The sequence below is a fragment of the Bradyrhizobium sp. AZCC 2176 genome, assembly GCF_036924645.1.
Lineage (GTDB): Bacteria > Pseudomonadota > Alphaproteobacteria > Rhizobiales > Xanthobacteraceae > Bradyrhizobium.
In genome coordinates, this window is sequence record NZ_JAZHRX010000001.1 from 4,035,470 (window position 1) to 4,049,489 (window position 14,020).

At 64.3% G+C, this 14,020-nt stretch carries 10 protein-coding genes and 1 pseudogene; 4 read left to right on the forward strand and 7 right to left on the reverse strand.

The window, feature by feature from the left end; all coding sequences use genetic code 11:
• Nucleotides 1–9: 9 nt before the first annotated feature.
• The 6 genes from V1288_RS19100 to V1288_RS19125 form a co-directional block, all read right to left on the reverse strand.
• Nucleotides 10–411: a type II toxin-antitoxin system VapC family toxin gene (locus V1288_RS19100; RefSeq protein WP_334358503.1), complete on the reverse strand. Its 402-nt coding sequence runs from the start codon at nucleotides 409–411 to the stop codon at nucleotides 10–12.
• Nucleotides 408–659: a type II toxin-antitoxin system VapB family antitoxin gene (locus V1288_RS19105; RefSeq protein WP_334358504.1), complete on the reverse strand. Its 252-nt coding sequence runs from the start codon at nucleotides 657–659 to the stop codon at nucleotides 408–410. The genes V1288_RS19100 and V1288_RS19105 overlap by 4 nt, the downstream gene beginning before the upstream one ends.
• 58 nt (nucleotides 660–717) lie before the next feature.
• A complete protein-coding gene (locus tag V1288_RS19110) occupies nucleotides 718–1,641 on the reverse strand; it encodes an FAD binding domain-containing protein (protein ID WP_334358505.1) in 924 nt (307 codons plus the stop codon).
• Nucleotides 1,638–4,328: a molybdopterin-dependent oxidoreductase gene (locus tag V1288_RS19115; RefSeq protein ID WP_334358506.1), complete on the reverse strand. Its 2,691-nt coding sequence runs from the start codon at nucleotides 4,326–4,328 to the stop codon at nucleotides 1,638–1,640. The genes V1288_RS19110 and V1288_RS19115 overlap by 4 nt, the downstream gene beginning before the upstream one ends.
• Nucleotides 4,325–4,999, reverse strand: coding sequence for a TetR/AcrR family transcriptional regulator (locus V1288_RS19120; RefSeq protein ID WP_334358507.1), 675 nt, complete (start codon nucleotides 4,997–4,999; stop codon nucleotides 4,325–4,327). The genes V1288_RS19115 and V1288_RS19120 overlap by 4 nt, the downstream gene beginning before the upstream one ends.
• An 83-nt stretch (nucleotides 5,000–5,082) precedes the next feature.
• Complete coding sequence (locus V1288_RS19125; RefSeq protein ID WP_334358508.1) at nucleotides 5,083–5,433, reverse strand: KTSC domain-containing protein; 351 nt, start codon at nucleotides 5,431–5,433, stop codon at nucleotides 5,083–5,085.
• A gap of 366 nt (nucleotides 5,434–5,799) precedes the next feature.
• Here V1288_RS19125 and V1288_RS19130 point away from each other — a divergent pair, with 366 nt between their 5' ends.
• On the forward strand, nucleotides 5,800–8,052 hold the full coding sequence (locus V1288_RS19130) for a TonB-dependent siderophore receptor (protein ID WP_334358509.1): 2,253 nt from the start codon (nucleotides 5,800–5,802) through the stop codon (nucleotides 8,050–8,052).
• A gap of 31 nt (nucleotides 8,053–8,083) precedes the next feature.
• Here V1288_RS19130 and V1288_RS19135 read toward each other — a convergent pair.
• Nucleotides 8,084–8,726, reverse strand: a pseudogene (locus tag V1288_RS19135) (TetR/AcrR family transcriptional regulator).
• Between the two features lie 202 nt (nucleotides 8,727–8,928).
• Here V1288_RS19135 and V1288_RS19140 point away from each other — a divergent pair.
• From V1288_RS19140 to V1288_RS19150, 3 genes are all read left to right on the forward strand, one after another.
• Nucleotides 8,929–10,227, forward strand: a complete 1,299-nt coding sequence (locus tag V1288_RS19140; RefSeq protein WP_334358510.1) for an HlyD family secretion protein — start codon at nucleotides 8,929–8,931, stop codon at nucleotides 10,225–10,227.
• Nucleotides 10,228–10,276: 49 nt separating this feature from the next.
• Nucleotides 10,277–11,866 carry a DHA2 family efflux MFS transporter permease subunit gene (locus V1288_RS19145; RefSeq protein WP_334358511.1) on the forward strand — a complete coding sequence of 530 codons (1,590 nt, stop codon included), beginning with the start codon at nucleotides 10,277–10,279 and terminating at the stop codon, nucleotides 11,864–11,866.
• Between the two features lie 329 nt (nucleotides 11,867–12,195).
• Nucleotides 12,196–13,998: an ABC transporter ATP-binding protein gene (locus V1288_RS19150; protein ID WP_334358512.1), complete on the forward strand. Its 1,803-nt coding sequence runs from the start codon at nucleotides 12,196–12,198 to the stop codon at nucleotides 13,996–13,998.
• The last annotated feature ends 22 nt before the right edge of the window (nucleotides 13,999–14,020 follow it).

The window sequence follows — 14,020 nt, forward strand, 5'->3', positions numbered from 1 at the left end:
GGCGCTCCGTCAGACGATACCAATATCGGTCAAGGGAAAGTCGTTTCCCTTGCAAAGTAGTGGGGCACTCATGGCCTTCGCCAGCGCGTAGGAAAAACAATCTCCGTAGTTTAACGCCGCGGCATGGCCGGTTCCCTTTCCAAACCGGCGATGAGCTGAGCGGGCTACAACCGCCTGCTCCCGCGTTACTGGTTCGATCCGGATGCCCGCCGTTTCGATGAATTCATCAAGCCATCGCTCGGCCCTGTCCGGTGCGATTTTCTTCAGACTGCGCAAGACAATCGACGTCTCTACAATATTCGCGGCCGATATGATCGGATCATCGTCAGCCGCAATGCACCGTGCATAATGAGCGGCATCATCTTCTTGCCGGAAAATGGCGATGACGGCTGAACTATCGACCACGATCACGTCGGCAGGCCATGCTCGTCGTAACCGAGAATCTCGTCCGGGCTGCGTCCGCTGTCGGGTAAGGCCGCATATCGGTTGCCGATCTTCAATAACCGTGCGGCGACATCGTCGGTGTTTCGATGTCGGCGTTCCCGCGCCAGGCGTTCGCGCAGCGCCAAGGTTACGGCAGACGTCAGGCTCTCTCCGGTCAGCCGTGCCAACTCGGTCGCCAGTTTGTGCGCTTCATCGTTTTTAATGTTGAGATGCATTTGGCCTGGCCTCATTGATGGTAGATATATAAGAAATATCTACCATCGCTGCAAGAGGCTATCCCGCCAACCGTTCCAGCAGGTCCTGAACGACACCCTTCAACAAATCGAGCTTGTATCCGGTCATCGGCAACGGCTTTGCACCTGATGTCGCTCGTTCCGCCGCACTGGCAATCGCCGCTACATTGACCCGCTTCCCCTGCAACGCCGCTTCCACTGCCGCGAGCCGCAGCGGCACCGGGGCGATGCCGCCGGCCGCGAGGCGGATGAACTGGAACGCACCGTCCTTGACCACTGCGCGGGCGCAGACCTCAACCAGTGGCCATTCGGCATGGGTGCGGCTGATCGCGCGCTTGTACAGCGCGTGCTCACCTTGCAGCGGAACGGACAACTCGATGCTCTTGATCATCTCGCCCGGCTGCAGCGCGTTGTCGGCGCTGCCGTTGGAGCCGTCGCCGAGGAGGTCGACCATCGTCAGCGAGCTCCTGCGGTCGGTGGTCACCTTCGCTTCATAGGCGAGCAGCGCAGCCGCCATCGTTGACGGATGTGGTGCCACGCAGGGGCCGAGGTCGAAGACGACGTGATAAAGATGATTGCCCGATCGCGCCGGACAATCGGACCCGCCTTTCTTCAGGCAGACGATATGCGGATTTCGAAAATACCAGCAGCGCGAACGTTGTGCGAGATTGCCGCCGAGGGTCGCGAGATGACGGATCTGCGGCGTCGCCAGACCTTGCGCGGACGCCGCAATGCCCGGATACGCCGCGGCGAGGCGCGCGTCCGCAGCGATGGCCGCAATGGTGGTGAGGGCGCCGATGCGCAAACTTCCCTCAGTGTCCCAATGCATCCCGATCGTATCAGGCGTGGCTGATATATCGATCAGCGGTCCCGTCGAAATGCCGCTGCGCCGTCGTTCGGAGAGGTCGGTGCCGGCGGCGCGGAATTCCGCGGCTTGCGTGGCGGTCATGGTTGTCGGTGTCATGCGGCGGCCCTCCCTTTGAGCGCGGCGACGAGGCGGTCGGGACGGATCGGCAGTTCGGTCAGCCGAACGCCGGTCGCGTTGTGAATGGCGTTGGCGACCGCGGGCGACGTCGGCACGGTTGCGACTTCGCCGATGCCGACGCTGCCGCCGAGCACGTGATCGAAGCCGCCCTGGTCGAAATGCACGTCGATAACAGGCGTGTCCGCGATTCCCGGAATGCGATAGTCCTCCATGCCGCCGCTGAGCACATCGCCGGTGCGGGAATCGACTTCGCGCGCTTCATAGAGCGCGTAGCCGATGCCCTGGATGACAGCGCCCGCCGCCTGGCTTCGCGCCAGCGCCGGCGCCACGATCCTGCCGACCGCAATGCCGGTGTGAACGTTGACGACGCGCACATGGCCGAGCCAGGTATCGACTTCGACCTCGACGACCTGCACCGAGCTTGGCATGCCGGCGCCGATCGCAAGGTTGGAGAAGCGCCGCATCATCCAACCGAAGATCATCCCCATGAAGCCGGCCTGCTTGAGCGGCGACTGGACGCCCGGTGCCATCTGCCGGGAGTCTTCCGGCCGCACGCTGGAAGCGGAGAGGTCGGGCGAGCCTGCGAGCATTTCGCGCCATGGCGCGTTGGAGCCGGGGACCGGCTGCCGCTTGGCGTTTTGCTGGATCGCGGCTTTCAACTGCTCGATCGCGAGCAGCATCGGCGGGATCACCGACGCGGTGACGCGGCTGCCGCCCGAGCCGGGCCCTTCCGGCAGTTTTGAATCGCCGATCCTGACCTCGATCTCATGCGGCTCGAGCCCGAACTCGCGCGCGACCGTATTGGCGATCACGGTGCGGGTGCCGGTGCCGATATCCTGCGTCGCGGTGCTGGCAACGAGGCGTCCGCCCTTGACAGCGACTTCGACCTTCGAGCCCGGCTGCCACAGATAGAGCCAGTAGCCGGTGGCGACGCCGACGCCGCGGCGATAACGGCCGCTCTGCGACGCCATCGGCTTTCGGTTACGCCAGACGTCCAGGTCCAAGGCCCAATCGTACAGCCGCTGGCGGTTGGGATCGGGATCCCAGCGCTTGCGCAGCGCGATCGGATCGGCATTCATGCGCAGCGCCGCTTCGTCGATCGCCTGTTCCAGCGCAAACGCCATCGGTGGTCCGCCGGGTCCGCGGAAGGGAGCACCGGCCGGCAAATTGCTGATCACGTCGAAATCGGCGAGCTCTTTGCCTTCCGCCGGATAGATCAGGCGGGCGAGTGCGGCGATGGTGGAATTGGTCGCTGCGCCGGTGTCGGCATAGGCGGTGAGCGACAGCGCTTTCAATTCGCCTTGCTCGGAAGGCAGCAGTGCGATCTTCATTTCCGTCGCGGGCCGATAGCCGGTGACCGAAAGCTCCTCGTGCCGGTCATAGACCACGCTGACCGGTGCCCTGGCTTCACGAGCCAGTTCGATCGCGGTGGTCGTTTCGACGCCAAGCGCGGCCTTCGAACCAAAGCCGCCGCCGACATGGTCAGCAATCACGCGCACCTTGTCACGGTCGAGCTTGTAGCGTTTGGCGATCAGCTCCATCAGGTGGAACACCGACTGCGTCGAGACATGCACGGTGAGCCGGTCGCCGTCGAAACGCGCCACCGCCGCATGCGGTTCGAGGCAGGCGTGCTGTTGCGTGCCGGTGCGGAAGGTGCCCTCCACCAGCAGCGGATTGTTTGCCGCGCGCGCACCCTCGATCCAGCTCCGCACTTTTTTCGGTTTTTTGGAGAAAGCCGCCGACGGTCCGCGGATATTGCCTTTCCAGGCGGCCGGCGAACCGCCGCCTTCGGAGACGTTGCCGGCTTTCTTGCGCGCGGATTTTTCGAACACCACCGGTGCATCGGCCTTGCGCGCTTCGTCGAGCCCGATCGCCGACGGCAGTCGTTCGCTGCCGAGTTTGATCCCGGCAATGGCGGCCAGCGCGGTCTTGCGGTCCGTGGCCGCGACGGCGGCGATCGGTTCGCCGACATAACGAACGATGCGGTCGTCGCCGAGCAGCGAGATCACAGCGCTGACACCCGGCATCGCGCGCGCCGCCGCCAGATCGAATTCGCTGATCCGCGCATGCGCAAACGGCGAGCGCAGGATCACGCCTTCGAGCTGGCCGTCATGGTGGATGTCGACGGTATACTTTGCCGATCCCGTCACCTTGTCGCGCGCCTCCATCCGCGGCGGGACGAGTTCGTCGCCGTCGAAGCGGCCGGCACAGGCGTCCGCCACGGCGCGGAAGATGCCGTCATAGGCGCCGCAGCGGCAGAGATGGCCCGACAATGCTGCGCCGATTTCCTCGCGTGACGGCACCGCCGTTCCCTTGGCCGCGCGCCAGGAATCGCAAAACGCCGCGGCCTCGACGATGAAGCCCGGCGTGCAGAAGCCGCATTGCAGGGCGTCGTGCGCCATGAAAGCCTTCTGCACCGGGTGCAGTCTTGCCGCGCCGATGCCTTCTACCGTCGTCACGTTGGTGTTCGCGGCTGATCGAGCCGGCATCAGGCAGCTCACGGCGGGCTCGCCGTCGACCAGCACGGTGCAGGCGCCGCAGACGCCGGCGCCGCACACCAGCTTGGTGCCGGTGAGATCGAGCGCGTCGCGCACGACGTCGACCAGCAGCGCATCGGGATCGTCGGGGAGGGGAGCGAGCTTGCCGTTGATCGTCATGGTGCTCATCTGCGATCTCCAGATTTGCGGGTGGTGGATTTGGGAACTGCTTTCTTCGCGGGCTTCAGCGTGGCGGCGCGCGGCCTCGATGCCGGGCGCACGGCGCCCGCAATCAGCGTGCGCAACATGATTTCCATATCCTTCAGGAAAGCATCGGCCGGCTGCATCGCGGGGTAGGCGGATTTCGTGCCGTTGACGGCCATCTCGACGCAGCGTGCCAGATCGCGCGGCGTCATGCCGGCGTTCAAAGTCAGGCCCTGCTTGCGGCAGACGCGCGCAATCGTCGCAGCAAGCTGCTCCGCATACAAAGTGGTGTATTTCTGGTAGAGGTCGCGCGCCTGCAGGAGATGTTCGGAGAATAGTTCCTCGACGTGGGGCGAGCCGTCGAGCGAGGCGGCCAGTTGTCCGAGCTTGGCGCTGACCGAGGCGACCAGAATATCGGCAAGGCTGCCGCCCTGCTTCTCGGCGGTGCCGGCTGCCGCGATCTCTGCGGCGAGCGCGTCCTCATGCAGCCGTTCGATGACGGCGCGGAACAGCGCCTCCTTGGATTTGAAGTGATGGTAGAGCGCCTGCCGCGTCAGGCCGGCGGCCTCCGCCGCCTGTTCGATCGACGAACGCCGGAAACCCTGCCGGCGGAACACCAGCATCGCGGCATCGAGAATGCGGGTACGCGGGGCCATTTGACGATTTTGACAAAAATAGAAGAATTGTCAAATAACGAGATCGCGAACAGGGACCGCTGCCGCGACGGCACGGCCTGATGTCACTGATAGGACGATACTTTACGTGTCCGGCAGTCGTGCGGGCCGTTCCCGTCGCGGCCAGCCCCCTTGATGTTCGCGATGAAGTACTGGCCCATCGAGGGTGCGTTCAGGAGCGCATCGCGCGCGGCCTCCGGCAGTTCGCAATAATGGTCGTAGATGCCGTTGCGCTGGACGAGCATGTACTGGTTCGCGTCGTCGTAACATACGCGCGCTATGATGCTGCTCCGGGTGACGTCCTGACAGTTGAAGGCCTTGAGGTTGACCGGGCCCCGGTCCCTGACGTCAACGGTTTCGGCTTCCTGCCAGGGGGCGGTGAAGAGCAAAGCGAGGATGAAGACGAGACGGGTCATGTCATCTTGCACCAGCTACGACGCAGGGAATCTGTGCCTTCAGCGAGGAGGCAGCAAGCGCCTGCGCCCGTCAGGCTACACGAACTTGATCCCGATCACCTCGCTCTTTTTTAAGGCGAGTTTGTCTGCCCGGCCGCGCGATGTTCCCGAACTCGCGCGAAATCACGCGTTGCGCGCCACCACAACTGTCGCGTGGTCCGCTTAGATCGATACTAAATTCTAAATTTCGTTCGACCATCGCTGCTCAACCCGTTTGGACAAATACTAGTTCTAAACGGGTGATTGACGCGCCGCTGTATCCTTCACGCACTTCATCGCAATGGTCGCGCTTGTTACTGGTCCCGCGCGAAGCGATGAGGACTGGAAATGAATGCATGCTTGAAGACCGCGGGATGGCTCGGCGCCGCGCTGCCGATGCTCGCCGCGATGATCGATGTGACGCCGGCGCAAGCGCAGTCGTCCGCGCGAGAATTGCCGGCCGTCGTCGTCGACCAGCCCTCGCGTGCTCCGGCCGCGCGGTCGCGCCCTGCACCGAGACGGCAAGCCGCGTCGGCGGCGAGCCGTCGCGCGGCTCAGCGCGCGCAGACGCCTGATGCCGCGGCTGCGACCGGGGCGCGCGCGGAAACGGGAACCGGCCCGGTGCGCGGCTATCTCGCAGGCCAGAGCGGCACCGGCACCAAGACCGACACGCCGCTGCGCGAAACCCCGCAATCGATCACGGTGGTCACCGCCGATCGCGTCACCGACCAGGGCGCGCTCACCGTGCAGGAATCGCTGCGCTACGTGCCCGGCGTGTTCGCCGACGCCTATGGTCCGGATTCGCGCGGCGATTATCCGCGCGTTCGCGGCCAGGATCCCAACATCTATCTCGACGGCACCCGGATGGTGAACACCTTCACCTTCAACGAATGGCGGCCCGAGCCCTATACGCTGGAGCGCATCGAGGTGCTGCGCGGCCCGGCCTCGGTTCTCTATGGCGACACCTCGACGGCAGGCCTCCTGAACCTGATCTCGAAGCGTCCGCAGGCGGAGGCCTTCAACGAGATTGGCGTGCAGTTCGGCAGCTTCAACCGCAAGCAAGTGCAGATGGACTCGACCGGCAAGCTGACCAAGGACGGCGAGTGGCTGTATCGCTTCATCGGCGTATTCCGCGACAGCGGCACACAGACCGATTACGTTCCGGACGATCGCATCGTGCTGGCGCCGTCGCTGACCTGGCGGCCGACCAACAACACCAGTTGGACCGTGCTCGGCACCTATCAGAAGGACACGACCGGCTCCTCCACCGCGTTCCTGCCGCATGAGGGCACGCTGTATCCCGGCCCCAACGGGCTTATTCCAGTACGGCGATTCGCCAGCGAGCCAGGCTTCGACAAATACCAGACCGAAACCGGCGCGGTCTCCAGCCTGTTCGAGCACAGCTTTGGCGACGGCCTGAAGATCCGGCAGAACATGCGCTATGCCCATGTCGAGGGCATCTACCGGACAATGTACCCGGATTGGAGTACTAACCCGGCCGATCCGTTTCTCGATCCCGCCACGCGGCGCACCGTGGCGCGCTGGTTCTCGAGCCGGCAGACGACCAAGGATAGCTTTACCTCTGATACCAACGCCGAACTGAAATTCGCGACCGGCGCGATCACCCACAAGGCGCTGTTCGGCGCCGACTATCGCGCCCTCGGCGAGCGCGCGTCGTCCTCCGGCGAGATCCGTGATCCCACGCCATTCGATCTGTATGCTCCCGTCTACAATGGCATCGTCGCGCCGCCGTTGTCGCCGGAGCCGGACCTGCGCCAAAGTCAGCTCGGGCTCTATGCGCAGGACCAGATGCGGCTCGGGCCGTGGCTGGCGGTCGTCGGCCTGCGCCAGGATTTCGTCAGCAATAATGTGCAGGGGGCGCCGGCGGAAGACACCAGGGCGACCACCGGCCGCGCGGGACTGATGTACGAATTGCCGTTCGGCCTGACGCCCTATGTCACCTATGCGCAATCGTTCACGCCGATTTTCGGCTCCCGCGTTTGCGTCGACGGCACCTGCAAGGCCCAGCAGGGCGAAATGGTCGAACTCGGCTTCAAGTATAATCCGATGCCGGGCACCGCGATTAACGGCGCGATCTTTGACACCATCGAGAAGAACCGGTTGGCGAGCGATCCTGGCGGCTCTCTGCTCTCGGTCCAGACTGGCAAGGTGCGAATTCGTGGCGCCGAGCTTGAGGTGATCACCCGTGTGACGTCGGACCTCGATCTGATCGGCGCCTATTCCTACCTCGATGCCAGGGTGGAAAGCGGCGACAATGCCGGCAAGCGTGTCGAAGTCGTTCCCGAACACCAGGCCTCGCTATGGGCGAAGTACCGGCTCACTGCGCTCGGTCTATCGGGCGTGACGATCGGCGGCGGCGTGCGCTATATCGGCGAGTCCTGGGACGGCGCCGACACCATCCGCACGCCTGACTACACGCTGTTCGATGCGATGATCCGCTACGAGACCGGGCCCTGGCGGTTTCAGGTCAACGCCAGCAACCTGGCCGACAAGCGCCATGTCACCACGTGCCTCGCCCGCGGCGACTGCTTCTTCGGCATCGGCCGCACCGTGCTCGGAAGCGCGACGTACAGGTTCTAATTTAGGACATGATGCGAAAAGGGGGCCGGTCTTACGCCGCCTTCGCCCGGTACGTCTGCAAAAATATCCGCGTCGCGCTGTCGACCACACGCGCGATGCGCTCCGCCGATGGCGCCGGCTCCGCCTGAAACACGAACGGCAGAAACAGCGTCGCCTGGCACATTTGCAGGAATTGCGCGGCCGCGAGGTGGCAGTCGTCGATCGCAAGATCGTCCGGCCCGATCCGGGCCTGTAGATAATCGGCGAGACGGTTGATCGTCTTCGCCAGCACGTTCTCGTAGAACCGGCGGCCGACCTCCGGCATCCGCTCCGCGATCGCCATCACCGTACGGATCGACGATCCGCCGCCGGGCCGGCATATCGAACCGATATAGGTCTGGCCGAATTCCCGCAGCGTGGTTTCGACATCGCGTTTGGGATCGAGATCGTAGGCGATCTTGCCCTTTTCGAGCGCTTCGTCCTCGACGATGGCTCCGAACAGCGCGGCTCTTGTCGGCGAAGTAGACGTAGAGCGTACCTTTGGAAACACCGGCGGCGCGCGCGATCTCGTTCATGCTGGCCCCATCAAAGCCCAGATCCATGAACACCTTTCGCGCACCGTCCAAAATCTGGCGGCGCTTCGAACTATCCTCCTCGCCAAAGGGATGAGTGGTGTTTGATATGGGTGCAACCATTGGTTTATCTTCTCGCGCAACAATTCAACCCGGGATATGACGGGAAGCTTTTCTCGCGCTATGGTCGGTATGGCAGCAATATAGCTTGACCGAACCGTTCGGTCAATGATACTTTTTAGATCGATACGCCAAGGCGGCCGGTTTCCATGCCGGTTTTCTCGGCCTCACGTGCATCGTGGCATTTTGGAACGGGGAGGCCGGCATGGCCGCAGCGAGAGACCAGGCCGCACGCATCGTTCGCGAATCGGCGAACGATGAAGCCGCGCCCGAGGCCGATGCGCAGCTTGCGGACCAGTTGCGGACCCACGTCGCGGAAGAAACCAGGCGCCACCCGGCCGAGGCGCCCGGCGGTCCCGAAGCCGAACGGCCGGGCGTGCCATCCGCTGCCACCGCCGATGCCGCGGCGGCGAAGCCGGCCAAACGCAAATTCATCATGATGGGGGCGCTCGCACTGCTCGCGCTGGCCGCGATCGGTTACGGCGCCTACTTCGTCCTGGTCGGGCGCTTCTATGTCTCGACCGACGATGCCTACGTTCGCGCCAACAACACCATGCTCGGCGCCCGCGTCGCGGGCCATGTCGCGGCAATCCTGCCGCGCGACAATTCGATCGTTCGTGCCGGCGACGTCATCTTCAGGATCGATGACGGCGACTATCGCATCGCGGTGGACGCCGCGCGCAGCAAAATCGCGACCCAGCAGGCCACCATCGATCGCATCGGCCGCCAGGTCACGGCGCTCGAAAGCGCCGTTGAGCAGACCAGGGCGCAGCTCACGTCCGCGGAGGCGGCGCTGAAGCGCGCCGGTCTCGACTTCGATCGCCAGCAGACGCTGAGCACCAAGGGTTTTGCCTCGCGCGCCGCCTTCGAGGTTTCAGAGGCCAGCCGCGATCAGGGCATTGCGGCGGTCAGGTCGGCCCAAGCGGCTTATGACGCCGCGCGCGACAATGTCGAGGTGACGAAAGCGCAGCAGGCGGAGGCCCGCGCGCAGCTTGCGGAATTGCAGACCCAGCTTGCCAAGGCGGAGCGCGACCTTGCCTTCACCTCGGTGCGCGCGCCGGTCGACGGCACCTTCTCCAACCGCCTCGTCAATACCGGCGACTTCATCCAGGCCGGGCAGCGGCTTGCCAACGTGGTGCCGCTCAACGACGTCTTCATCGACGCCAACTATAAAGAGACCCAACTCAAGCGCATCCGCCCCGGCCAGCCCGTGAAGATTTCGGTCGACGCCTATGGCCACCGCAAGTTCGCCGGTGTCGTCGACAGCATTTCGCCGGCGGCGGGATCGGTGTTCACGCTGCTGCCGCCGGACAATGCCACCGGCAATTTCACCAAGGTCGTGCAGCGGCTGCCGGTTCGCATTCGCGTGCCGAAGGACGTCGCCAAGCAGAACCTCCTGCGCGCCGGCATGTCGGTCTATGCCACCGTCGACACCCGCGAGGGCGCGGCCGACGCGGATAGCGAGGCCGACCTCGACGCGCCCGGGATGGTTCAACCGCAGTAATTTTTCTGAAGCCCCCGGGTGAAAGCCCGGTGCCTGTGCCGAGCTGATCATGGCCGACGCCACCGCCGCATCGCCTTCCGCGATGAATGCCGCGAACGACGCCCTCGAGCGCATTCCGCCGCGGCGGCTGTTTGCGTTCCTGATCATGGTGTTCGGGATGTTCATGTCGATCCTGGACATCCAGGTCGTCTCGGCGTCGCTGCAGCAGATTCAGGCCGGCCTTTCGGCGAGCTCCAGCGAAGTTTCGTGGGTGCAGACTTCGTACCTGATCGCCGAAGTGATCGCGATTCCGCTTTCCGGCTTCCTGTCGCGCGCGTTCGGCACCCGCCTGTTGTTTGCGATTTCCGCCTCCGGCTTCACCGTCGCAAGCTTGTTCTGCGGCTTTGCCTCGACCATCGAGCAGATGATCCTGTGGCGCGCGATCCAGGGATTTCTGGGCGCGGGCATGATCCCCACCGTGTTCGCATCCGCCTACACGGTGTTTCCGCGCTCGAAATTCCACATCGTCGGCCCCATCATCGGGCTGGTTGCGACGCTGGCGCCGACCATCGGGCCGACGGTCGGCGGATTCATCACCGACATGATGTCGTGGCACTGGCTGTTCTTCATCAACGTCGTTCCCGGCATCGGCATCACCATCGGCGTGCTGGCGCTGGTCGATTTCGACCGGCCGAACTTTGCCCTGCTCGAGCATTTCGACTGGTGGGGCCTGCTGTTCATGGCGGGCTTCCTCGGCACGCTCGAATATGTGCTGGAAGAGGGACCGCAGTCGCAATGGCTGGAGGACACCTCGGTCGCGGTCTGCGCGGCGATCTGCGCGGTATCGGCGATCGCCTTTTTCTGGCGCGTGCTCACCGCGCGCGAGCCGATCGTCGACCTCAGAACCTTTACAGACCGCAATTTCAGCGTCGGTTGCCTGATCTCGTTCTGCGTCGGCATCGGTCTTTATGGCCTCACCTACATGTATCCGCGCTATCTCGCCGAAGTGCGCGGCTACAGCCCGTTGATGATTGGTGAGACGATGTTCGTCTCCGGCATCACCATGTTCCTGGCCGCGCCGCTCGTCGGACGGCTGATGGTGAAATACGATATGCGCTATTTGATCGCGATCGGCCTCGTGCTGTTTGCGCTCGGCTCCTACCAGATGACGTGGATCACGAAGGAATATGATTTCTACGAATTGCTGCTGCCGCAGATCCTGCGCGGCTCCGGCATGATACTCGTGATTGTGCCGACCAACACGACCGCGCTCGGCACGCTGGCGCCGGAGCGGGTGAAGAACGCCTCCGGCCTGTTCAACCTGACGCGCAATCTCGGCGGCGCGATGGGGCTGGCCGTCATCAACCAGGTGCTGAACGAACGCACCGACCTTCACATCTCGCGCCTGCACGACCGCGTCACCTGGGGCAATGCCACCGCGGTCGAGACGCTCAACATGTTGACCCAGCGCCTGCAGGGCATGGGCGATTCGGCGCTGATGGCGATGAAGCAATTGTCGCAGATCGTGCACCGCCAGGCCGTGGTGATGGGCTATGGCGACGCCTTCTTCATGCTGGCCGTGTTCTATTTCGGCCTCAGCCTGCTCGTGCTGGTCCTGAAAAAGCCGTCTGCGACAGTGGTCGGCGACGACGCGCATTAGCGAGCGTGGCAATACGCGATCACGCTGATGTCATGTTGCAAATCACCCGCGACGCATTTATAAGCAGCGCATTGTCGCTCGAACCGGGGAGATTTGCATGATGTCGATGTATTCGCAGATCGCACCCTCGCGTCCGATGCCCGTGCTGGATTTTCGGTCGCTTGGCTGACCGCGATCACTACCAGCCCTGATCGGGCCTGACGTCCCGATCTCTAAGCTTCCCAACGACTTATCGATATTTTTCCAACGACGCGTGCGTTCGGCTTCCAGCCGCCCGCGCGTCCATTCAGATGGAGCCGGCGTTTGCGTGAGCGCAGCCGGATGACGCCATGACCGCTCTTAAAGACAAGCGTCCCGCCGCGATCCGCGTGGTGATCCCGTTCGTGTTCCGCCACTGGCTGCAACAGCCCGGCCGCGCCGCTGTCGTTGCCGGCGGCCTGCTCGGCGCGACCGCGGCCGACCTGTTCATGCCGGTCTTCTCCGGCCGTCTGGTCGATGCGCTGACGCTGGGCACGTCTGACCCGGCGGCGCGGCAGGCGGCGTTCGCAGCCTTCGGCGGAATCGTGGCGCTCGGCCTGATGTCGATGGTCCTGCGGCTGACCGGCCTGCAGGCGATCGTGCCGTTCACGCTGAAGACGATGTCCGACGTGTCGCGCGACGCGTTCGCGCGCGTGCAGCGCTTCTCCACCGACTGGCACGCCAATTCATTTGCCGGCTCGACCGTGCGCAAGATTACGCGCGGCATGTGGGCGCTCGACCTGCTCAACGACACCATCCTGATGGCGCTGGCGCCCTCGCTGCTGGTGCTGCTGGGCTCGATGATCCTGCTCGGGCTGCACTGGCCCGTGCTCGGCGCGGTCATCGCGGTGGGCACGGTGGTCTACGTGTCGATGACGCTGGCGTTCTCGGTCAACTACATCGCGCCTGCCGCGCGCGTCTCCAATGCCTGGGACACCAAGGTTGGCGGCACGCTGGCGGATGCCCTGACCTGCAACGCGGTGGTGAAATCGTTCGGCGCGGAAGCGCGCGAGGATGCGCGGCTGGCCGGCGTCGTCGGCCGGTGGCGCACGCGCGTGCGGCGGACGTGGTATCGCTACAATTACACGTCGACAGCACAGCTCGCTGTGTTGTTGTGCTTTCGCGCGTCGGTGATCGGCGGCGCAATCCTGCTGTGGATCGCCGGCCGCGCCACGCCGGGTGACGTCACCTATGTGCTGACCAGCTACTACATCATCCACGCGTACCTGCGCGATGTCGGCATGCACATCAACAATCTGCAGCGTTCGGTGAACGACATGGAGGAACTCGTCGCGATCCATGGCGAGCCGATCGGCATTGCCGATGCGTCAGATGCGAAGCCGATCGATATCCAGGGCGGCCGCATCGTCTTCGACGACGTGACGTTCCATTATGGCGGACATCGCGAGCCTCTGTATGACGGCCTGTCGGTGGAGATCCGCGCCGGCGAGCGGGTTGGCCTGGTCGGCCGTTCCGGCTCCGGCAAGACCACCTTCGTCAAGCTGGTGCAGCGGCTCTACGACGTCAGCGGCGGCAAGATCCTGATCGACGGTCAGGACATCGCGCAGGCGACGCAGGATTCGCTGCGCAGCCAGATTGCGATCGTGCAGCAGGAGCCGATCCTGTTTCACCGCACGCTGGCCGAGAACATCGCCTATGGCCGGCCGGGCGCCAGCATGAGTGCGATCGAGCAGGCGGCGCGGCTCGCCAACGCGCATGACTTCATCCTGCGGCTGCCGAAAGGCTACGGCACGCTGGTCGGCGAACGCGGCGTCAAGCTGTCGGGCGGTGAGCGGCAGCGCGTCGCGCTGGCGCGCGCGTTCCTGGCGGACGCGCCGGTGCTGATCCTGGACGAGGCGACCTCGAGCCTCGATTCGGAATCGGAAGGCCTGATCCAGCAGGCGATGGAGCGGCTGATGAAAGGGCGCACCTCGATCGTGATCGCGCACCGGCTGTCGACGGTACGCAGCCTCGACCGCATCCTGGTGTTCGATCGCGGCAAGATCGTCGAGCAGGGCACGCATGCGATGCTGACGGCGCGTCCCGGCGGCGTCTATCGCGGCCTGTTCGAGTTGCAGGCAACCGAGTTCGGTCGCGTCTCGGCGGCGGAATGAGCTTGCGCATTCTTGCTAACCC